This is a genomic window from Undibacterium sp. Di27W, assembly GCF_049340345.1.
In the GTDB taxonomy this organism is placed as follows: Bacteria; Pseudomonadota; Gammaproteobacteria; order Burkholderiales; family Burkholderiaceae_D; genus Undibacterium.
On the sequence record NZ_JBMPOS010000011.1, the window covers coordinates 235850 to 255989 of the forward strand.

Below are 20140 nucleotides of genomic sequence, written 5' to 3' on the forward strand. Positions count from 1 at the left end.
TTAGGTTTATACGATTAACTCAAATCAGCTTCACTAACTGCTTGCCAAAGTTTTTGCCTTTGAGCAGGCCGATAAATGCTTCTGGCGCAGCAGCAATGCCTTCAGCAACAGATTCACGGAACTTCAATTTACCAGTCGCAACCAGGCCCCCCAGCTCTTTCAAACCTTGCGGCCATAAATCCATGTGTTCAGAGACGATAAAGCCACGCATAGTCAGACGCATGGTCAAAAATACGCGGGCATTCTTGATGTTCAGTTGCTCACCGTTATAACCAGCGATCAAACCGCACAGTGCGATACGGCCAAAAGCATTCATGCGTGCCAGGCTGGCGTCAAAGATGTCACCACCGACGTTTTCAAACACGGCATCAATACCATCCGGCGTCGCTGCGGCCAGATCGGCTTCCAGATTACCTGCCTTGTAATCGATACAGGCATCAAAGCCCAGTTCATTGACGACATAAGCGCATTTGTCTGCGCCGCCGGCTATACCAACCACGCGGCAACCCAGTTGCTTGCCCAACTGACCAACCACACTACCCACTGCACCGCTGGCAGCAGACACCACGATAGTTTCACCAGCCTTGGGTTGCATGATCTGGGTCAGGCCATACCAGGCTGTCAGACCGGGCATGCCGACTGAGCCCAGGTAGGCTGACAATGGAATATGAGTCGTATCGACTTTGCGCAGCAACAAGCCATCAGACACGCCCATTTCTGACCAGCCCAGCATGCCTATGACTTTGTCACCGACATTGAATTTAGCATTTTTGCTGGCGACCACTTCACCTACCGTGCCACCTATCATGGTTTCCCCTATGACTTGCGGGGCGGCATAACTTTTTGCATCTTCCATGCGACCACGCATGTAAGGGTCCAGCGACATGTAGTGATTGCGCACCAGCAGCTCGCCATCCTTGAGTTCTGGCACCGGCAGGGATTCAAGGCGGAAATTTTCTGGCACAACCTGACCTTTAGGACGAGAGGCCAGCACGATACGTTGGTAAGAAAGTTGAGAATTAATAGTCATGATTTGCTCATTTCATCAGGTGATTTGCCAAAGCCTGGAAGGCGCGGTAAGTGACAGGGTCAGTCGCACCATTGGCAGCAATGGGATGGGAGGAAAATTTAACGATGACCATTTCGGCCACCGGGTCTATATAAATGCGTTGTCCATGTATGCCACGGGCTTCAAATGTCTGGTGGCTGTTATGCCCTACCCACCACATATTGCGGTAGGAGTAACCGGGTAAAGTCGCATAACCAGCTTTAGCAAACTTGGCTGGGTCGGCACCCTTGCGTATATCTTCTACTGCAGCGGCGGGAATGATTTGCTGCCCATTGAACTTGCCATTCAGGCGCATCATTTCACCAAAGCGTGCCATGTCGCGCAAGGTCAGGTTCAGGCCACCACCGCCCTGTTCTGTGCCTACGCTATCTACAGAAAAATAGGCATCGTTCTCTGTGCCCAGTTTTTGCCAGAGACGTTCAGACAAGAGATCAGACAGATTTTGTCCGGTAGCGCGCCTGACTACCCAGGCCAGCACTTCAGCATTCACGGTCTTGTAGGCAAAGGCTTCGTCATGCTTGCCTTCTTTTTTCAATTTCACCAGGAAATCATAAAAGGTTTTAGGCCCGTCATAAGTCGGCGCTGTCGGTAGCAAGCCGCCTGATCTGGCGTAATCCCAGATTTCAGCTTTAGGGTCCGCATAATTTTCAGAATACTGCACACCTATAGTCATATCCATGACCTGGCGCACCGTGGCATCGCCATAAGCGGTGTCTTTGAGCTCAGGGATATACTGGGTGACAGCAGCACCGGGATCAAGCTTACCCTCTGCTGCCAATGTTGCCGCCAGCGTGCCTACAAAAGACTTGGTGACCGACATGGCAATATGCGGTAAATAGGTTTTAGTAATACCCAAGTAGCGCTCATAGACTATTTTGCCCTTGTGCAGTACCAGTATGCTGTCGGTATAAGTGCGGGCTTGCATATCGGCCCAGCCTATCTCATTGCCTTTTTCATCTGCAAACCGCAATTTATCGAGGTCACGCAAAGCCACTGGCAAAGCTGACACAGGGCCTGCACCATGCCAGACATTGCTGGTCGGCCCCAGTTCACGCCCATGCGAAAACGACCAGCGAGTACGGGGGAATTGATAATTGCTGCCATTGGCAAATTTGATGAGCTTGTCATGCGCGGGTGGAAAACCCTGCATCCAGCCCAATTTTTGTGGATCACTTGCCTCAGCATCAGGCAAGGCAGTTTGTGCCAAAGACGTACTCATGTATGGTCCACCGAGTAAAGCTAAGAAAAGAATTGCAAAGCGGGTCTGCTGCATGTTGGTCTCCATTTATTTTTTATAGGACTTGCAGAAACGACGTCAATTTTTAATCAGTCACTACCGTAAAGCTTTTTCATATTTTCGCCAGACTTCAAACGTCGCAGATATTTGAATGTGCCCATGGCTTTGGCAATGAGCTTGTCGCCATTCCAGACTTCGCCTTCGCAAAAGCACATGGTGGTGGATTGATGAAAAGCCTTGCCGCGCGCTTCCATACGGCCACCTGGTACGCCGCCAGGCTGCAGGAAGGTCGTTTTCATTTCTACTGTGACAACGCCCTTGAGATCACTGCTCATTGACCTGCCAGCCATGGCCATGACCACATCCAGCATGGTCATGATCACGCCGCCATGGGCGATTTGCCAGCTGTTCATGTGACGCGTCGTCAAATCCAGTGTCAGACGTGCCTGACCATTTTCCATTTCCAGGAATTCAACACCCAGGTCATGCAAAAAGGGATTCAATACAGGAGTTGGTTGCGCAATAGGAAGCGCAGGAGCCGACATGTTGTCCTCTGTCATACCGCAGATACCCCGCCATCCACTGCCAGGGTTTGGCCAGTAATATGTTTGCCTGCATCGCTGGCAAACAACATGGCCACGCCCTTCAAATCTTCATCATCACCTATGCGTTGCAAAGGAGCTTCTTTGGCGAGTTTTTCTTCGCCCAGGTTTTCCAGTATGCCCTTGGTCATTTTGGAGGGAAAAAATCCCGGTGCAATCGCATTGACTGTGATGCCATGCACGCCCCACTCGCCAGCCAGGGTGCGGGTGAAGTTGATGACAGCAGCCTTGGAGGTGTTATAAGCGATGGTTTGCATGGTGCCCGGTGCATTACCAGCCAAGCCAGCGATAGAAGCAATATTGATGATGCGGCCATACTTGCGCGGTATCATGGAGCGCTTGCCGACCGCCTGCGAGATCATGAATATGCTGCGGATATTCAGATTCATGACCTTGTCCCAGGCATCGACAGGATAATCTTCCGCCGGGGCACCCCAGGTAGCACCCGCATTGTTGATGAGGATGTCGATATGGCCGAGTCGAGCCAGCGCTTCATCTACCAGTGACTGCACCGCCGCTTCTTTAGACAGGTCAGCAGCAATGGCGCTGGCATCTATGCCCCGGCTTTTTAAGTGAGCAACGGCTTCATCCAGGTCAGATTGCTTGCGTGAAGACAGCAGCACTTTGGCACCCTGCTCACCCAGCGCTTCTGCCATTTGCAAACCCAGGCCACGTGAGCCGCCAGTAACCAGGGCAGTCTTGCCATGCAAATCAAATAATTGTTGTACTGTGCGAATTGCTTTGCTCATTTTTTGTCTCCAGTATACGCGGCCACAGCCTGTCTGCGAGCAGACAGGAAGGGCATCGTTTGTTATGTGTTTTTGATTATTTAAAGACTATGGTTCAGAACCAGGCATCCTGCATCTCGAAAGTCGTCATATCGATATTCGAGAGCAAATCCAGCTGAGGATGGACACGTGGCAATTCCCAGTGGAAGAAGTATTTACAAGCCTGTAGTTTGCCTGCGTAGAAATCAGCATCATGGTGATTTTCTTTGTTCAGGCATAAAGTAGCTTGTTCCAGCCACATCCAGGCAATCACCGCATGACCAAATACTTCAAGATAAGCCGAGGCATTCGCCAGGGTTTTGTTGGTATCTCCCACGCCGTGCAATTGCTGGGTAACGCTGGCCAGTCTTTGCAGCACACGTGCCAATGATTTGGTATATGCCAGCAATTCAGGATGAGCAGCAGCTCTGGCCAGGGTTTTGTGCATGATTTCGCCCAAGGCTTCCAGCGCCGCACCGTCCTGCATAACAACCTTGCGGCCCAATAAATCCAGCCCCTGTATGCCATGTGTACCTTCATGGATGGGATTGAGGCGGTTATCGCGGTAAAACTGTTCTACATTGTATTCACGGGTATAGCCATAGCCGCCATGCACCTGTATCGCCAGGTTATTCGCTTCCAGGCACCATTGCGAAGGCCAGGATTTGGCGATGGGCGTCAATATCTCCAGCATCTGCGCGGCATGGGTACGTGCTTCTGGCGATGGGGCGGTACGCTCTTCATCAACCAGGCGGGCGCAGAATAAATTCAATGCCAGGCCACCTTCGACATAGGCTTTTTGTGCCAGCAACATGCGCTTAACATCGGTATGTTCAATGATGGGTACTTGCGGTGCAGCCGGGTCCTTGTTCAACGGTGCTCGTCCCTGTGGACGGTTGCGGGCATAATCCAGCGCATGCAGATAACCGGTGTAGCCCAACATAACGGCCCCCAGACCGACGCCTATGCGTGCCTCATTCATCATATGGAACATGTTTGCCATGCCACGATGCAAAGTACCCACGAGATAGCCTATCGCACCCGCCTTGCCTCCCGGTTTGAATTTACCTTCACCAAAGTTCAGCAGGCAATTGGTGGTGCCGCGATAACCCATTTTGTGATTCAGGCCAGCCAGCACTACGTCATTGCGTTCACCCAGGCTGCCATCATCATTCACCAGTTTTTTTGGCACGATAAAAAGCGAGATACCTTTGACACCAGGTATCAGCTTGCCGTTTGCGTCCGGCACTTTGGCCAATACCAGGTGCACAATATTCTCGGCCAGCTCATGTTCGCCAGCCGATATCCACATCTTGTTGCCGGTCAGCCGGTAAGTACCATCTTCTTGCGGCTCAGCCCTGGTGACTATATCAGACAGACTGGAACCAGCCTGAGGTTCAGACAAACACATGGTGCCAAAGAAGCGGCCTTCCAGCATGGGTTTGACGAAAGTTTCTATCTGCTCAGGCGTACCGCATTTGAGCAAGGTATTGGCATTGCCTATGGTCAGGAAAGGATAAGATGCCGTCCCTACATTCGCCCCTTTGAAATAGGCAAAGCCAGCTTTTTCAACAACGCAGGGTAATTGCATGCCACCGACATCAAAGTCCTGCCCTGCTGCCATCAGGCCAGCTTCACAAAATGCTTTCAGGGCCGTCTTCACTTCAGGAATCATGTGCACTTCTTCGCCATCGAAGTGTGGCTCCTGCTGGTCATTTTTTTTATTATGAGTAGCGAACAGGTCTGTCGCTATTTGTTCGCAGGTATCAAGAGCAGCATTGAAAGTTTCGCGGCTATGGTCGGCGAAACGTGGCCTTTGATTCAGTGATTCTACATTCAGCCATTCATACAGCATGAATTCGAGATCACGGCGGGAAAGAATTTTAGATTGCATGGCTTTATCTGGACAAAAAGATGAAACACCCATTTTACCCACACCGCACGAAGCGGCATGGGCACCCAACATGCATCCAGCTTAAACTACTTCAAACAAGCCTGCAGCGCCCTGGCCACCACCAATACACATGGTGACAACCACATATTTAGCACCACGGCGTTTACCTTCTATCAAAGCATGGCCAGTCAGACGGGCACCTGAGACGCCGTAAGGATGACCGACTGCAATCGCGCCACCGTTGACATTCAATTTATCCATAGGGATACCGAGTTTGTCTGCGCAATACAAGACTTGCACGGCAAATGCCTCATTCAATTCCCACAAACCGATATCTTCAACCTTGAGGCCAGCTTTTTTCAGCAGTTTTGGAATAGCAAAGACCGGGCCTATACCCATTTCATCTGGCTCGCATCCTGCAACCGCAAAACCACGGAAAATACCCAGTGGTTGCAGGCCCCGGGCTTCAGCCAGTTTGCTGTTCATCAGGATGGCAACCGAGGCGCCATCAGAGAACTGGCTGGCATTACCAGCAGTAATGACACCACCTGGCACTGCGGTACGGATTTTGGATACGCCTTCGAGCGTAGTATCTGCACGTATGCCTTCATCAGCAGAGATAGTGACTTCTTTGGTGATCAGCATGCCAGTCGCTTTATCGGCGACGCCCATGACAGTCGTCATCGGCACGATCTCGGCATCAAACAAACCAGCAGCCTGGGCGGCAGCAGCGCGCAACTGGCTTTGTACGCCGTACTCATCCTGACGTTCGCGCGGGATACCATAACGCTTGGCAACGGTTTCTGCGGTTTGCAGCATGGGCCAATAGACTTCTGGCTTATGTTGCTTCAACCAGGTTTCGACGATCATGTGGCTATTTGCCTCGTTTTGTACGCAAGAAATCGATTCAACACCGCCAGCCGCATAGACATCGCCTTCACCAGCAATAATTCTTTGTGCTGCCAGGGCGATGGTCTGCAAACCGGAAGAGCAAAAACGATTGACCGTCATACCAGCAGTAGTTACCGGACAACCTGCGCGCAAAGCGATCTGACGGGCGATATTGCTGCCAGTCGCGCCTTCTGGTGTGGCGCAACCCATGATGACATCTTCCACCTCACCCGCTTCTATCTTTGCGCGAGCAATGGCTGCATTCAGTACATGGCCACCCATGGTGGCACCATGCGTCATGTTGAAAGCCCCTTTCCAGGATTTTGCCAGGCCGGTGCGTGCGGTGGATACGATAACTGCGTCAGACATGTAGATCTCCTAATTTATATAAGTATGTTTTACAGGCTGGAATTGCTTACCATCATAAGAAGTAAATTACTCTCTTGCTTGAATTAAAAGTACACATCCTCAAGCTCAAAAACTAGAATATCACATTTTAGTACGACCGTTCGTAAATTTATCTTCTTCAATTTTACTCTTGAATATTGCTCTTCTTTATATATCCAGGATAGCTCTTTCGTAAGTTTCTGTAAGTTTCGAGCAAGCAAGCCGTAAGTTTCGACTTGCACACTTTGCATGCCATAAAAATTATGTCTACAATGCGTCTTTGCATTTTTGACCATTTTTTAGCAAACTTAATATACTTAAAACAGGAGACAAGCATGGCGACAGCACCTATCGCAACGTCAGGCGGCATGACGGCAGAAGAACGCAAGGTTATTTTTGCGTCTTCGCTGGGCACCGTTTTTGAATGGTATGACTTTTATCTATATGGAGCACTTGCGTCCATCATAGGACAACAATTTTTTAAAGGTACAGACCCAAATACGGGCTTTATTCTTGCGCTGCTCGCCTTCGCTGCAGGGTTTATTGTCCGTCCTTTTGGGGCATTGGTATTTGGTCGGCTGGGTGACATGATAGGCCGCAAGTACACCTTCCTGGTGACTATCCTGATCATGGGTGGCTCTACATTTTTTGTAGGTTTATTGCCCAATTTTGAAAGAATCGGTGTTGCTGCACCCATCATTCTGGTGTTGCTGCGCGTACTGCAAGGTCTGGCCCTGGGTGGCGAATACGGCGGCGCCGCCACCTATGTTGCTGAACATGCACCCAACGGTAAACGTGGTGCCTACACAGCATGGATACAGACGACGGCTACATTGGGCTTGTTCTTGTCTTTAGTGGTCATCCTGAGCATTCGTAAGATGATGGGTGAAGCAGACTTTGCTGCATTCGGATGGCGCTTCCCGTTCCTGGTGTCGGTTTTCCTGCTGGCAATTTCAGTATGGATACGTTTATCGATGAATGAATCGCCTGCCTTCGCAAAAATGAAAGCCGAAGGTAAGACTTCAAAAGCCCCACTGACCGAATCCTTTGGTCAATGGAAAAACTTGAAGATAGTCATCTTGGCTTTGCTTGGCCTTACTGCAGGACAGGCAGTTGTCTGGTATACCGGACAATTCTACGCACTGATATTTTTGGAAAAAGTATTGAAAGTTGATGGTGCATTGGCAAATATGATGGTTGGCGGGGCATTATTAATAGGCACACCATTCTTCATCTTTTTCGGAACACTTTCTGACAAGATAGGCAGAAAACCTATTATCCTGGCAGGCTGCGTTATCGCAGCGGCGACCTATTTCCCTCTTTTTGGTGCCATCACACATTTTGCCAATCCAACTCTGGAAAAAGCACTTAAAAACTCTCCGGTTGTTGTCACTGCAGATCCTGCAGATTGCCAATTCCAATTCAATCCTACAGGCACCAAGAAATTCACTTCTTCTTGCGACATCGTCAAAGCAAAATTGGCAGCCTCATCAGTCAACTATACCAATATTGAAGCACCGGCTGGCACAGTCGCATCCGTCAAGGTTGGTGATACTCTCATTGAATCCTTTGTATCCAAAGGCTTACCACCAGCAGAAGCAACAGCAAAAGACAAGGCTTTCTCTAAAGATCTGGCTGCTGCGATTAAAGCTGCAGGCTACCCTGAAAAAGCCGACAGTGAACAAATCAATTATGTCATGGTAGTGATATTGCTGACTATTTTGGTTATCTACGTGACGATGGTATACGGACCAATTGCCGCCATGCTGGTGGAAATGTTCCCGACACGTATCAGGTACACATCCATGTCCCTTCCCTACCATATCGGGAACGGCTGGTTCGGCGGCCTGCTGCCATTCTTCGCAGTGGCTATGGTGGCGTCTAAAGGTGATATTTATTATGGCCTGTGGTATCCGATCGCCATCGCGAGCGTAACAGCAGTGATTGGCTTCTTCTTTGTTAAAGAAACCAAAGATAATGATATCTATGCTGCCGATTAAGTATTAAGCACTAAGAAACAAGAATGAAAAAGCCCACCCGTCAAATTGGCGGGTGGGCTTTTTTATATATGAAGATTACAAGCCGTAGCTCATTGTCAAACGTGCCTGTCTCGCCCCCACATCCAGTTGTGCATCACTACCAACCACCAGACTGGCACGGGTTGAGATATGACCAAATGGCAGACCAGTGATGACCGGCACGTCAATCAGACTACGAATGTAAGCAAGCATGGCATTGAAGTCATAGCCATTATCATGCTCAGCCAGTTTATAGGCAGAAAAATTGCCAAGTACAATAGCTTTTTGCTTGCTCAACACGCCAGCAAAATGCAATTGCAATAGCATGCGCTCTACCCGATATGGGTGTTCGCCTATGTCCTCCAGGAACAGTATGCCCTCGTCCACTTCTGTCCAGTAAGGCGTACCAATAGCATGCGTCAGCATGGCCAGGTTACCGCCCCACAACTTGCCTCGCACATGCAGCTCTTGCGCAGCTTCAGTTTCAAATTCAACCAAGTGCGTGGTATTGGCGACACATGCCTTGAATTGCTGCAGCGTATATTCAACAGGCTGCTCACGTATGTAATCATCACACAGCATGGGGCCAGCAATACTGCTACGACCACGCGCCAGCATAGCCAGGTGTATCAGAGTGAAATCACTATAGCCAACAAAGCATTTGCCGCTGTTTGCCAGTAAATCAAAGTCCAGCAATGGCATCAAGCGCGACATGCCGTAGCTGCCACGCAGAGCCATGACTATATGTACATCTGGATTTTGCGCTGCTTCATGCATTTGCCTGGCACGTTCTACATCAGTTCCACCAAAGCGCTGGAATTTGGCTGCAGGTTCATAGTAGCTGTGCACCTTAAATCCTTGCCCAGCCAGGCACTGCAAGCCGCGCTCTATGAGACTGTCATCCAAAGGTGCGCCACTAGGGGCGACGATGGCAATTCCGGTTTGTTTGCTTTGTTCAGACATCATGAATATGGTCTTTTCAGTCTTCTAGAGGGGATGCGCTATCGCTGGCGGCCAGCTTCTTTTGCACAGCTGCCGCACGCCTGTGAGCAAAAAAATCCTTGAGCATGCCACTGCATTCGCCTGCCAGTATGCCGCCTGTAACTTGGGTATGGTGATTCAATTGCCCATGCTCAAACACATTCAACAAAGAACCTGCAACGCCGGTCTTGGAATCACTGGCAGCATATATCACACGTGCGAGCCTGGCATGCATCATTGCTCCAGCGCACATCATGCAAGGTTCAAGGGTAACGTAGAGTTCACATCCAGGCAGGCGATAATTGCCGAGTAGCTCGGCCGCTGCGCGCAGGGCCATGATTTCGGCATGAGCTGTAGGATCATGTTTGCCTATAGGGCGATTGTAGCCAGTGGCGATGATCACGCCATCTTTGACGACTACTGCACCAACCGGCACTTCGCCTTCATTCCAGGCCAGCTGGGCTTGCTGGTAAGCGGCCTGCATGAATTGGATATCACGCAGGCTCTGCTGGTTCTGCCCACCTTGCGGTGGCAGATTTTGCTCGTCAGCCATTATCCGTCTATCTCTGCCCAGCAATTTGGTGTTTCATAGAGGGTGACCTTGGTCAATTCCAGGGTGCGACCAAATCTGCCGTGATAAACCACCTTCAGGATATCAAAAGCGATCTTGGCAAGATTTTCTACTGTAGGTACGCGATCAATAATCACCGTCTTGTGTCCTGGCAGCTTCTCCAGGAAATTCTTGATGATGTAATCCTTCTCATAGACGATGAAGGAATGGTCCCACAGATTCACCAGATGCTCATTGGCGAGCGCTTTGATGTCACCAAAATCCATGATCATACCGTTATCCGACTCGCCGTCTTTTTGGACAACATCACCGGTCAGTGTAATTTGCAGGGTATAGCGGTGACCGTGCAAATTGCGACACTGGCTGCCATGGTCAGGAATACGATGACCAGCATCGAATTCCATTTTTCGGGTAATCGTTAACATGAAAACTCAAGGAATCTGTAATAGTTTATGGGTTTGCAAACTCAGCTTCCATTGCGGATGCTGTTTGCAGTATTCAATTGCAAGACGCAAATTATCGTCTCTTAAAGGGCCATCCATGGCTTGTACAAAGTAATGTTCAAAATCAAGATTTGCATATGCCGCCATATCCTGACCAAACTGCGGGATCACCACTTTGAGCTCACTACCTTTGCGCACGACCAGCTCCGAGCCCATTTTAGGACTAACACAAATCCAGTCTACACCTTCAGGCACTGGCAAAGTACCATTGGTTTCTATGGCAATCTCAAAACCCACGGCATGCATGGCATCAATCAGCGCAGCATCGAGTTGCAACAAAGGCTCACCGCCAGTAAACACCACATACTTGCTGGCACTATAGGATACTGGCCACAAAGCATTGATGGTCGCTGCCAGTTCTGCAGCCTGCTTGAACTTGCCACCGCCCTCACCGTTTGTGCCAACAAAATCGGTATCGCAGAACTGACAAACCGCAGTCGCCCTGTCTTCCTCCCGCCCCGACCACAAATTGCAGCCAGAAAAACGGCAAAACACAGCCGGACGCCCGGCATGATTGCCCTCGCCCTGTAGAGTATAAAAAATTTCTTTGACGCTATAAGTCACGTCTGATTCCCGCATGATTGTCAGCAGCGACTTCGAAGGCTGCACAGGCAAGGCTTTTGACAAAGCCGCTCTCTTTTACACTGCATGAAAAATGCAGTATATGAAATTTAATGCGTTTTTGGAACGCAAAAGGGAGATATGATACCACGGAGTGACTTATTGGCCTTGTGAGTTCGATAAAGCCTTCAATCTATCTACTTAATTTGGCAATATCTTATAAGAAAATCATGGGGCCATGCCAGAAGCGAAAAAAGCCCGCAATGACGCGGGCTTTCAGATGTTTCTTGCTGTCAGTTGCCTGACGTTGCCAGATCTAAAATCATTCCCACTCGATGATCAATAACGGCGAAAAGTGCTATAAAATTAATCACTTGCCGTGACTAGGCCAGGTCAATACCATGCAGAATACCATTTACAGAAAACTTTGCAGTTGTACTGCCTGTGTCACCTAACACGTGGCGCTTTTCGACCGACCGCTGACGCCCCTTCTCGGACTTTCGAACCTATTATTGAACTCGCCAAATTTTTCTGATCAAGTTACTTGCGCGCGGAACTAAAAATAATGAAATTCAATTGCTAGCTTCGGTTAAATAAGCTGTGCATAAGAGGCATGCATAGGCCACATTTATTTTTAAGACGCCGTCGGAAATACGATCGCAATGCGCTAACCGAGAAGAAAAAACGCGATGGGGCCACAACAGAGGGCCACGCCGGTATAGGAAGTCACCTTTAGCCATTTCCTTTGTTTTTCAGGCGGCATTTTTCGCTCTTTCAAAATAGCATTCGCACCCAGCGCGGCGCCAAAGATCGGAAGGATCAGCGGCAAGGGAGTGAGATAAACGCAAATGCCCACTAGCAGGGAAAAAATCATTGAAAACAATATTCGTCCTCCTACACTTCAAAATAGCGCGCAATGTCGGCTGGTGGCCGTAAGCGGACATAAACGGCATCAGCACAAGTATTGTTATGCACTTGGTGGTCGATACCGTGGCATCTGCCGATTCGCTCCCATGGCATCTGCTACATTTACGATTCAGCGTCGGCACCATACCATGAAAAATGCCATTGATTAAGCAATCAAAATCATCAATGGCACCGATTTAATTCAATAAAACCAAGGAGTGATGAAACGACCTCACTCCCACTCTATCGTCGCAGGTGGCTTGCCCGATATGTCATAGACGACGCGATTGATACCTCGCACTTCATTGATGATCCTGTTAGAGACCTTGCCCAGCAGCTCATGTGGCAAGTGTGCCCAGTGAGCTGTCATGAAATCCTGCGTTTGTACTGCGCGCAGGGCAACTACATATTCGTAGGTACGACCATCGCCCATGACGCCTACGGATTTAACCGGCAAGAATACGGCAAAGGCCTGACTCGTCGCGTCGTACCAGCTTTGCGGCTTTTCTGCGGCTGGATCAACCAGAGTATTGCGTAATTCTTCAATGAAGATAGCGTCAGCACGGCGCAATAGGTCGGCGAATTCTTTTTTGACTTCACCGAGTATGCGTACACCCAGGCCAGGGCCAGGGAAAGGATGGCGGTAGACCATGCTGTGCGGCAGACCCAGGGCTACACCCAGTTTGCGCACTTCATCCTTGAATAATTCGCGCAATGGCTCCAGCAGCTTCAAGTTCAAGGTATCTGGCAAGCCGCCGACATTGTGATGGCTCTTGATGGTGTGCGAGCCTTTTTTGCCTTTGCCAGCACTTTCAATGACGTCAGGATAAATCGTGCCCTGTGCCAGCCATTTGGCATTACTGAGTTTGCCGGATTCAACCTGGAAGACTTCGACAAATTCACGGCCTATGATTTTGCGTTTGGCTTCTGGGTCAGTCACGCCTGCCAGATGCCCCATGAATTGGTCGGCTGCATCAACATGGATGACTTTAACACCCAGGTTGTTGGCAAACATTTCCATGACCATTTTGCCTTCGTCGAGGCGCAGCAAGCCATGATCAACGAATACGCAAGTCAGCTTATCGCCAATGGCGCGGTGTATCAGGGCTGCGGCAACACTGCTATCGACACCACCAGACAAACCAAGGATGACTTCATCATCGCCCACCTGGGCGCGGATGGAAGCAACGGCCTCGGAGATGTAGTCAGGCATGTTCCAGTCAGACTGGCAGCCACAAATTTCGTGGACGAAGCGGCTGAGGATGGCTTCACCCTTCAGTGTATGTGTGACTTCCGGGTGGAATTGCACGGCGTAGAAATGACGCTCTTCATCGGCCATGGCGGCGATCGGGCAATTATCTGTGGATGCCATCAATTTAAAGCCTGGTGGCATTTCATTGACTTTATCGCCGTGGCTCATCCATACCTTGAGCATGCCATGACCTTCTGGCGTGACAAAGTCATTGATGTCTTTGAACAGCGCTGTATGGCCACGGGCGCGGACTTCGGCATAACCAAATTCACGGAGCAAGCCATTTTCCACCTTGCCGCCGAGTTGTTCAGCCATGGTTTGCATGCCGTAGCAAATACCCAGTACGGGCACGCCAGCTTCATACACGGCCATAGGAGCACGCGGTGTATCGCCTTCAGTGACGCTATTTGGTCCACCGGATAAAATAATCCCGGCAGCGCCATAGTTTTTGATGAATTCATCACTGACATCATAAGGATGGACTTCAGAAAAAACACCTGCATCACGAACGCGGCGAGCGATCAATTGCGTGACTTGGGAACCAAAATCAAGGATAAGAATTTTTGAGTGCATAAATCAAATTATCATGTCAGGTTGTGCAGGCGTAGCCTGAACAACACAATTGTTTCCTGCATTTCTGGCTGAAAGCAGGGCTTTTTCTGCAAGGCTAACTAAGGTTTCTGGCTCAGCATCCGGGAAGATATCGGTCGATGCCGTACCCGCGCTGATGGTTAAAGCAGTATCGATTTCATCTATTTTTTCTGGATGCATGAGGACTGAGGCACGGATACGCTCGCCCACTGCGGTAGCCACAAGATGCGAGGCACCCGGCAACACCACCAGCAGCAAGTCTGTACCAAAGCGCCCCAGGGCATCGAATGGACGCACGCATGAGCGGATGCGGCTGACGGTCTTGATCAATATCATGTCCGTCGCCGCAACCCCATGCAGGTCGCGCAAGTGTTCCATCTGATCTACGCTGGCAATCAGCAAAGCCAATGGCTTCATGGCCTTGCTACAACGCTCCATCTCCAGCTTGAGTGAACGCACAATGGCAGACTTGTTCCAGGTCCCCAGCAAGGGGTCGATCAGCGAATCGCGCTTCAAATTACGATTTTGCTTGATGACTTCCAGTTGACTCTGGTACAAGGCGCCGAAAGCCATTTCACGCTCGGCCATGGAAGCTAGATCAGCAAGAGATTGCCTTCCTTCATCATCCAGGTCACGGGGCTGATAGTCGATCAGGATCACACTGCCTATCAGTTGATTGCCATGATCAAAGATAGGATGAGAGGCAAAGAAGCGTATATGAGGCTCGCCGACAACTAAAGGGTGCTTGCCCAGATGCTGATGCAAGCTTAAGTCTGGTATGACCAGGATTTCGTCAAAAACAGGAATCGAGTCACAAAATGCCGCCTCCATATTGGTAATGGAGTGCACCAGATATTCAAATCTGGGCGCAAGCTTGCCCAGACTGACAAAGCAGTTGGCAACGTCAAACAGTTTGATGCCAAGGCGTTCAAAACGCCCCAGCCTCAACTCCATTCGTTCCGATACCAGACGTTCAAAACCCGAACTGACAGGTGTCGTTGTAGCTGGGCTGGAACGATCTAAGTTCGTTGACATACCACTCTCCGGGCATCCTCAATTCGGGCCATGCATCACGCTTTAGTCAGCACGGTAATTAGGTGCTTCTTTAGTGATCTGCACGTCATGGACATGTGATTCACGCATGCCGGCAGAAGTGATTTCAACGAATTCAGATTTGGTATGCAAATCATCTATCGTGGCGCAACCGCAATATCCCATGGAAGAGCGCACACCGCCCACCAGTTGATACAAGATAGCCAGTACGCTACCTTTATAAGGTACGCGTCCTTCTATACCTTCTGGCACCAGTTTGTCTGCATTATTGGCAGCATCCTGGAAATAACGATCAGCAGAACCATCGGCCATTGCGCCCAGACTGCCCATGCCACGATAAGATTTATAGCTGCGTCCCTGGAACAAGATGACTTCACCTGGTGCTTCTTCAGTACCGGCAAACATACTGCCCATCATGACGGTCGATGCGCCTGCGGCCAGGGCCTTGGAGACGTCACCAGAAAAACGTACGCCACCGTCAGCGATACATGGAACACCAGTACCTTTGAGTGCATTGGCGACATTGGCAATCGCTGTAATTTGCGGAACACCAACACCAGCCACAATACGGGTAGTACAAATAGAACCAGGGCCTATGCCAACCTTGACCGCATCCGCACCATGTTCAACCAGGGCCAGCGCAGCAGCTGCCGTCGCAATATTGCCACCGATGACTTCTATATGCGGATAATTGGTTTTTACCCAACGCACACGATCCAGCACACCTTTGGAGTGTCCATGGGCGGTATCGACGACAATGACGTCGACGCCAGCTTTTGCCAGCAAATCAATGCGTTCTTCATTGTCAGGGCCGACACCAACAGCTGCGCCTACGCGCAATTTACCTTGTTCATCTTTGGATGCAAAAGGATGCTCTGTTGATTTTTGGATATCTTTTACAGTAATCAGGCCGCGCAACTCAAATGCCTCGTTGACAACCAACACACGCTCTAGGCGGTGCTTGTTCATCAGGCGCTTGGCTTCTGCCAGATCAGCAGTTTCATTGACATACACGAGCTTGTCGCGCGGTGTCATTTTGGCACTTGCTTCAGCATCCAGCTCTTCTTCAAAGCGCAAATCGCGGTTGGTAATGATACCAACGACTGTCTTGCCTTCCACCACAGGAAAACCGCTGATGCCATACTGCTGAGACAGTGCAATCACTTCACGGATTTTTGTGGTAGGCGGGATAGTGATAGGGTCACGTAGTACACCAGACTCAAAACGCTTGACCTTGGCGACTTCGCGGGCTTGCTCTTTCGCGGTCAAGTTTTTATGAATGATGCCGATACCACCTTCTTGCGCCATGGCAATTGCCAAGCGTGCTTCAGTGACTGTATCCATCGCAGCTGATACCAAAGGGATATTCAGATTGATGTTGCGAGTCAATTTAGTCGCAAGCGAAGTATCTTTAGGGAGTATGTTCGAGTATGCAGGGACGAGTAGCACGTCATCGAACGTGAGTGCTTTTTGGAGTAAACGCATAGTATTTCCTATAGGCGCAAAACCGAATTATACAGAAAACTTGCGAAGTCGTCTTGCTCCGTGTAAAACTCTTGCATAATCCTATGTTTTTTTGAAAGCACACCATGTTGATCTCACGTCTTGCCTGCTCCCTTTTATTGACTACGATTTTCTGCGCCAGCGCTCAGGCTCAATATGTCTGGGTAGATGACAAAGGCAATAAACAATATTCTGACATGCCACCACCAAAGTCTGTTCCCAAAGACAAAATACTGAAGGCACCGGGTGGAGTAGCCAAACCAGCGGCAGCCGTAGCAGAAGATAAACCTGCCTCATCAGCCAGTGATTCAGCGGCAAAACTGGAAAAACCAGTGACCACGGCCAGCAAAAACGAAGATTTCAATAAGCGCAAAGCCGAACAAGCTGAAAAAGATAAAAAAGCGGAAGAAGAAAAGACAGCGGCTGCGGATAAGGCAAAAAATTGCGACAGAGCACGCAACTATCAGCAAACCCTGAATTCTGGAATTAGAATAAGCCGTACCGACAAAAACGGTGAAAAGAGCTTCTTATCTGATGCCCAGCGTGAACAGGAAGCGGCTGATGTGAAAAAAGCGCTGGCAGGCTGTTAATAAGTAACGGATATGCTCAGGGCAAACTCTGCTAAGCCTGAGCCTGTTTTTTAGCCCTGCGCCTGCGCGACTCCATGGGGTCCGCAATCAAGGGGCGGTAGATTTCCACCCTATCGCCCGCATGCAATTTTGCATCTAGCGGCTTAAGTTTGCCGAACACGCCAGATTTGAGGGTAAAGGCATCAATTTCGGGATGCATCTGTATAATGCCACTTTGCTGTATAACTTGCAGTATTGTTGCATCAACTGCAACCTGCAGATCCAGTAAACTCGTTTTCTCCAGTCCTACATAACAAAGCTGAACAGGCATGGTAGTTGGCACTGCCATGTCAAGCACGTCAGCCATACAAGGCCTCTGCCCTGGCACAGAAAGAATCAACAAAACTATTGGCTATTTTGGAAAAAACTGGTCCTATGAGATGTTCCAGAAGTTTGCTGGAAAATTCATAGTTGAGATCAAACTCAATTTTGCAAGCGTCTGGCCTGAGTTCGGTAAACTTCCAACAACCCGACAATTGCTTGAAAGGCCCTTCAACCAAATTCATTTGCATGGAATGTGGCCGCTGATTGATGTTTCGGGTCGTAAAATGTTGCTTTAAACCATGATAATTAATGGACAATGTAGCAACCAGATCATGTTCTGAGCGTTCAGCTACCTTGACCTCACCACACCAGGGCAGGAATTGAGGGTAATTTTCAACTTGTTCAACCAGAGCAAACATTTGCTCTGTGCTGTAAGCTACAAAAACTGTTTTATGCACAACTGCCATCAAGAAGAACCATTTGGTAGAATCACAGGTTCGCATTTTAACCGAGTCGCAGGCAGTACCAAAATGCATTCATGCATTTCCTTACTTTAAATTGACTAATTTTCATCCTACATGAGCATCGCTGATAATAAAAAAGCATTCCACGATTATTTTATCGAGGAACAATACGAAGCTGGTATCGTCCTGCAAGGCTGGGAAGTCAAAGCCATACGCGCAGGCCGCGCGCAGCTGAAAGAATCCTATGTCATTGTCAAAAATGGCGAAATATTCTTGTTCGGCGCCCATATTGGCGCCTTGCCGACCGCATCCACCCACATCCACCCTGACTCTGTACGCACACGTAAATTATTGTTAAATGCGGCAGAAATCAGCAAGTTGATCGGCAAGGTCGAGCGTTCTGGTTACACCATGGTTGCATTAAACATGCATTTCAGCAAAGGCCGCGTTAAATGTCAGATTGGCCTGGCCAAGGGTAAAAAGCAGCACGACAAGCGGGATACTGAAAAAGAGAAGGACTGGCAGCGTGAGCAACAAAAAATCATGAAGCAAAATCGCCGCTGATATTGAAGGCCACGTGGAGCGAGGCTCTAGCGAGCCGGACGATACAGTTCGTGCCCGACATCCTGGATTTGGCGGCGCAATGCGCGCCGCTCTTCTGGTGTCATGCGATTACGTTTTTGATTATCATCCCCGCCACCACAGGCACGTTCACCGATATGACGAGCGTCATTGCAGCGCTCCAGCAAACTATTTTTCTCAGCCTGCCTGGCGATTTGTCGCTCATGCTGTTTTTCTTGCTTCTGGATATTCGCGTCTTTTTTCTGGACATTCGCATTATTAAAACGCCCCCAAAGACCAGCACCGGCACTGCCATGATTACCGTCAGCCATTGCATTGCCCGCCAACACCAGCGACAACATCAGGACAGAAATTTTTTTGTACGGTATATTCATCAAATTGAAAACGAATGGTCTTGCACGAACGAAACGGATGATGCAAGCTAAACAAATAAATGAATTGAAGAGGATTGCAATTCTATGCGTAAAAGCACTGTGCTTGCTAGCTCCAAATACAGATAATTTAGTTTACGATAGCCAGATAAAATGCGCAGTCCCATTCAGTAAAGTGTGTAACAGTTTGTAATCCAGATTACTAAATTTGTTTGCAAGCTCAGCCTATGACAGTACTATTAAGCCCATGAACACTACGCCCCCCACACCAGACTCCACAAACACCAACTCCAGCAGCCCTAAGGCTAAAATCCTGGTTGTCGACGACGATCTGCGCTTGCGCGATTTGCTGCGTCGCTACCTGACAGAACAAGGTTTTCAAGTTGTCAGCGCTGAGAACGCCCAAGCCATGAACAAACTATGGATCAGGGAGCGCTATGACATGCTGGTACTTGACCTGATGCTGCCAGGTGAAGATGGGCTTGCTATTTGCCGCCGCCTGCGTGGCGCTGGCGACAAAACTCCCATCATCATGCTGACGGCCAAGGGCGAAGAAGTAGATCGCATCATAGGCCTGGAAATGGGTGCCGATGATTATCTGCCTAAACCATTCAGCCCCCGAGAACTGGTGGCCCGTATCAATGCCGTCCTGAGGCGTAAAGCGCCGGATGAATTGCCAGGTGCGCCATCCGATGGTCCGCAAACTTTTGCTTTTGGCGATTTTGTCCTCGATCTGGGCACACGCACGCTGAAAAAGAATGACGACAATATTTCCCTGACGACCGGTGAATTTTCAGTATTAAAAGTTTTTGCCCGCCATGCCCGCCAACCCCTGTCCAGGGAAAAACTGATGGAACTGGCACGTGGCCGCGAATACGAAGTATTTGACCGCAGCCTGGATGTGCAAATTTCTCGTTTGCGCAAACTGATAGAGCCTGATCCTAGCAATCCACTGTATATACAAACGGTATGGGGATTGGGCTATGTATTCATTCCCGATGGTCAATCACATTGATTTCTTATTTTTTATATCATTTTTGTAGA

General features: G+C 49.4%; 21 protein-coding genes. 4 read left to right on the plus strand and 17 right to left on the minus strand.

Features of this window, described 5'->3' with window-relative positions; all coding sequences use genetic code 11:
• Positions 1 to 19: 19 nt before the first annotated feature.
• The 6 genes from ACO0LF_RS21630 to ACO0LF_RS21655 all read right to left on the minus strand — a co-directional run bounded on the left by ACO0LF_RS21630 (position 20) and on the right by ACO0LF_RS21655 (position 6829).
• A complete protein-coding gene (locus tag ACO0LF_RS21630) occupies positions 20 to 1030 on the minus strand; it encodes an NADP-dependent oxidoreductase (RefSeq protein WP_423017772.1) in 1011 nt (336 codons plus the stop codon).
• Positions 1031 to 1037: 7 nt separating this feature from the next.
• Entirely contained in the window at positions 1038 to 2288 is a 1251-nt protein-coding gene (locus ACO0LF_RS21635; protein WP_423017774.1) for a serine hydrolase domain-containing protein, read from the minus strand.
• 107 nt (positions 2289 to 2395) lie between these two features.
• Positions 2396 to 2851: a PaaI family thioesterase gene (locus ACO0LF_RS21640; protein WP_423017776.1), complete on the minus strand. Its 456-nt coding sequence runs from the start codon at positions 2849 to 2851 to the stop codon at positions 2396 to 2398.
• 11 nt (positions 2852 to 2862) lie between these two features.
• Positions 2863 to 3645, minus strand: a complete 783-nt coding sequence (locus ACO0LF_RS21645) for an SDR family oxidoreductase (protein ID WP_423017828.1) — start codon at positions 3643 to 3645, stop codon at positions 2863 to 2865.
• A gap of 106 nt (positions 3646 to 3751) precedes the next feature.
• Complete coding sequence (locus ACO0LF_RS21650; RefSeq protein WP_423017778.1) at positions 3752 to 5569, minus strand: acyl-CoA dehydrogenase; 1818 nt, start codon at positions 5567 to 5569, stop codon at positions 3752 to 3754.
• A gap of 81 nt (positions 5570 to 5650) precedes the next feature.
• Complete coding sequence (locus ACO0LF_RS21655) at positions 5651 to 6829, minus strand: acetyl-CoA C-acyltransferase (protein WP_423017780.1); 1179 nt, start codon at positions 6827 to 6829, stop codon at positions 5651 to 5653.
• Between the two features lie 353 nt (positions 6830 to 7182).
• Here ACO0LF_RS21655 and ACO0LF_RS21660 point away from each other — a divergent pair, with 353 nt between their 5' ends.
• On the plus strand, positions 7183 to 8847 hold the full coding sequence (locus ACO0LF_RS21660) for an MFS transporter (protein ID WP_423017830.1): 1665 nt from the start codon (positions 7183 to 7185) through the stop codon (positions 8845 to 8847).
• A 75-nt stretch (positions 8848 to 8922) separates the two neighbouring features.
• On the opposite strand, the gene ACO0LF_RS21665 is transcribed toward ACO0LF_RS21660, so the two are convergent.
• From ACO0LF_RS21665 to guaB, 8 genes are all read right to left on the minus strand, one after another.
• Positions 8923 to 9831, minus strand: coding sequence for an LD-carboxypeptidase (locus ACO0LF_RS21665; protein WP_423017782.1), 909 nt, complete (start codon positions 9829 to 9831; stop codon positions 8923 to 8925).
• Positions 9832 to 9844: 13 nt separating this feature from the next.
• Positions 9845 to 10399 (minus strand): tRNA adenosine(34) deaminase TadA, encoded by a 555-nt coding sequence (gene tadA / locus ACO0LF_RS21670; RefSeq protein WP_423017784.1) that lies wholly within the window; start codon positions 10397 to 10399, stop codon positions 9845 to 9847.
• Positions 10399 to 10842, minus strand: a complete 444-nt coding sequence (gene queD / locus ACO0LF_RS21675; RefSeq protein WP_423017786.1) for a 6-carboxytetrahydropterin synthase QueD — start codon at positions 10840 to 10842, stop codon at positions 10399 to 10401. Before queD ends, tadA begins: the two co-directional genes overlap by 1 nt.
• A gap of 6 nt (positions 10843 to 10848) precedes the next feature.
• The gene (gene queE / locus ACO0LF_RS21680; protein WP_423017832.1) at positions 10849 to 11484 is read right to left on the minus strand and encodes a 7-carboxy-7-deazaguanine synthase; all 636 of its coding nucleotides are present in this window, start codon (positions 11482 to 11484) and stop codon (positions 10849 to 10851) included.
• 664 nt (positions 11485 to 12148) lie between these two features.
• Positions 12149 to 12364, minus strand: a complete 216-nt coding sequence (locus ACO0LF_RS21685; protein ID WP_423017788.1) for a hypothetical protein — start codon at positions 12362 to 12364, stop codon at positions 12149 to 12151.
• A 255-nt stretch (positions 12365 to 12619) separates the two neighbouring features.
• The gene (gene guaA, locus ACO0LF_RS21690; RefSeq protein WP_423017791.1) at positions 12620 to 14212 is read right to left on the minus strand and encodes a glutamine-hydrolyzing GMP synthase; all 1593 of its coding nucleotides are present in this window, start codon (positions 14210 to 14212) and stop codon (positions 12620 to 12622) included.
• Positions 14213 to 14215: 3 nt separating this feature from the next.
• Positions 14216 to 15265 carry a GGDEF domain-containing protein gene (locus ACO0LF_RS21695; protein WP_423017793.1) on the minus strand — a complete coding sequence of 350 codons (1050 nt, stop codon included), beginning with the start codon at positions 15263 to 15265 and terminating at the stop codon, positions 14216 to 14218.
• Positions 15266 to 15307: 42 nt separating this feature from the next.
• Entirely contained in the window at positions 15308 to 16768 is a 1461-nt protein-coding gene (guaB, locus tag ACO0LF_RS21700) for an IMP dehydrogenase (RefSeq protein WP_423017795.1), read from the minus strand.
• 104 nt (positions 16769 to 16872) lie between these two features.
• Between guaB and ACO0LF_RS21705 the strand changes: the two genes are divergently transcribed.
• The gene (locus ACO0LF_RS21705) at positions 16873 to 17376 is read left to right on the plus strand and encodes a DUF4124 domain-containing protein (protein WP_423017797.1); all 504 of its coding nucleotides are present in this window, start codon (positions 16873 to 16875) and stop codon (positions 17374 to 17376) included.
• A 31-nt stretch (positions 17377 to 17407) separates the two neighbouring features.
• Here the strand turns inward: ACO0LF_RS21705 and ACO0LF_RS21710 are convergent, their stop codons facing one another.
• Together ACO0LF_RS21710 and ACO0LF_RS21715 are read right to left on the minus strand one after the other, a co-directional pair.
• Positions 17408 to 17722 carry an RnfH family protein gene (locus ACO0LF_RS21710; RefSeq protein WP_423017799.1) on the minus strand — a complete coding sequence of 105 codons (315 nt, stop codon included), beginning with the start codon at positions 17720 to 17722 and terminating at the stop codon, positions 17408 to 17410.
• Positions 17715 to 18146 carry a type II toxin-antitoxin system RatA family toxin gene (locus tag ACO0LF_RS21715; protein ID WP_423017834.1) on the minus strand — a complete coding sequence of 144 codons (432 nt, stop codon included), beginning with the start codon at positions 18144 to 18146 and terminating at the stop codon, positions 17715 to 17717. The genes ACO0LF_RS21710 and ACO0LF_RS21715 overlap by 8 nt, the downstream gene beginning before the upstream one ends.
• A 111-nt stretch (positions 18147 to 18257) precedes the next feature.
• Between ACO0LF_RS21715 and smpB the strand changes: the two genes are divergently transcribed.
• Positions 18258 to 18707 (plus strand): SsrA-binding protein SmpB, encoded by a 450-nt coding sequence (smpB, locus tag ACO0LF_RS21720; RefSeq protein ID WP_423017801.1) that lies wholly within the window; start codon positions 18258 to 18260, stop codon positions 18705 to 18707.
• A 26-nt stretch (positions 18708 to 18733) separates the two neighbouring features.
• Here smpB and ACO0LF_RS21725 read toward each other — a convergent pair whose 3' ends face one another.
• A complete protein-coding gene (locus tag ACO0LF_RS21725) occupies positions 18734 to 19099 on the minus strand; it encodes a hypothetical protein (protein WP_423017803.1) in 366 nt (121 codons plus the stop codon).
• Between the two features lie 244 nt (positions 19100 to 19343).
• Here ACO0LF_RS21725 and ompR point away from each other — a divergent pair, with 244 nt between their 5' ends.
• Positions 19344 to 20111, plus strand: a complete 768-nt coding sequence (ompR, locus tag ACO0LF_RS21730) for a two-component system response regulator OmpR (RefSeq protein WP_423017805.1) — start codon at positions 19344 to 19346, stop codon at positions 20109 to 20111.
• Positions 20112 to 20140: the final 29 nt, after the last annotated feature.

Bases quoted from the DNA above. Each gene is read 5' to 3' on its own strand.
- tadA (WP_423017784.1), bottom strand. From the start codon at position 10,399: ATGGCTGACGAGCAAAATCTGCCACCGCAAGGTGGGCAGAACCAGCAG.
- ACO0LF_RS21705 (WP_423017797.1), top strand. From the start codon at position 16,873: ATGTTGATCTCACGTCTTGCCTGCTCCCTTTTATTGACTACGATTTTC.
- ACO0LF_RS21640 (WP_423017776.1), bottom strand. From the start codon at position 2,851: ATGTCGGCTCCTGCGCTTCCTATTGCGCAACCAACTCCTGTATTGAAT.
- ACO0LF_RS21710 (WP_423017799.1), bottom strand. From the start codon at position 17,722: ATGGCTGACGTGCTTGACATGGCAGTGCCAACTACCATGCCTGTTCAG.
- ACO0LF_RS21665 (WP_423017782.1), bottom strand. From the start codon at position 9,831: ATGATGTCTGAACAAAGCAAACAAACCGGAATTGCCATCGTCGCCCCT.
- ompR (WP_423017805.1), top strand. From the start codon at position 19,344: ATGAACACTACGCCCCCCACACCAGACTCCACAAACACCAACTCCAGC.
- smpB (WP_423017801.1), top strand. From the start codon at position 18,258: ATGAGCATCGCTGATAATAAAAAAGCATTCCACGATTATTTTATCGAG.
- ACO0LF_RS21725 (WP_423017803.1), bottom strand. From the start codon at position 19,099: ATGAATATACCGTACAAAAAAATTTCTGTCCTGATGTTGTCGCTGGTG.
- guaA (WP_423017791.1), bottom strand. From the start codon at position 14,212: ATGCACTCAAAAATTCTTATCCTTGATTTTGGTTCCCAAGTCACGCAA.
- ACO0LF_RS21650 (WP_423017778.1), bottom strand. From the start codon at position 5,569: ATGCAATCTAAAATTCTTTCCCGCCGTGATCTCGAATTCATGCTGTAT.
- ACO0LF_RS21715 (WP_423017834.1), bottom strand. From the start codon at position 18,146: ATGGCAGTTGTGCATAAAACAGTTTTTGTAGCTTACAGCACAGAGCAA.
- ACO0LF_RS21660 (WP_423017830.1), top strand. From the start codon at position 7,183: ATGGCGACAGCACCTATCGCAACGTCAGGCGGCATGACGGCAGAAGAA.
- ACO0LF_RS21630 (WP_423017772.1), bottom strand. From the start codon at position 1,030: ATGACTATTAATTCTCAACTTTCTTACCAACGTATCGTGCTGGCCTCT.
- queD (WP_423017786.1), bottom strand. From the start codon at position 10,842: ATGTTAACGATTACCCGAAAAATGGAATTCGATGCTGGTCATCGTATT.
- ACO0LF_RS21655 (WP_423017780.1), bottom strand. From the start codon at position 6,829: ATGTCTGACGCAGTTATCGTATCCACCGCACGCACCGGCCTGGCAAAA.
- guaB (WP_423017795.1), bottom strand. From the start codon at position 16,768: ATGCGTTTACTCCAAAAAGCACTCACGTTCGATGACGTGCTACTCGTC.
- ACO0LF_RS21635 (WP_423017774.1), bottom strand. From the start codon at position 2,288: ATGAGTACGTCTTTGGCACAAACTGCCTTGCCTGATGCTGAGGCAAGT.
- ACO0LF_RS21695 (WP_423017793.1), bottom strand. From the start codon at position 15,265: ATGTCAACGAACTTAGATCGTTCCAGCCCAGCTACAACGACACCTGTC.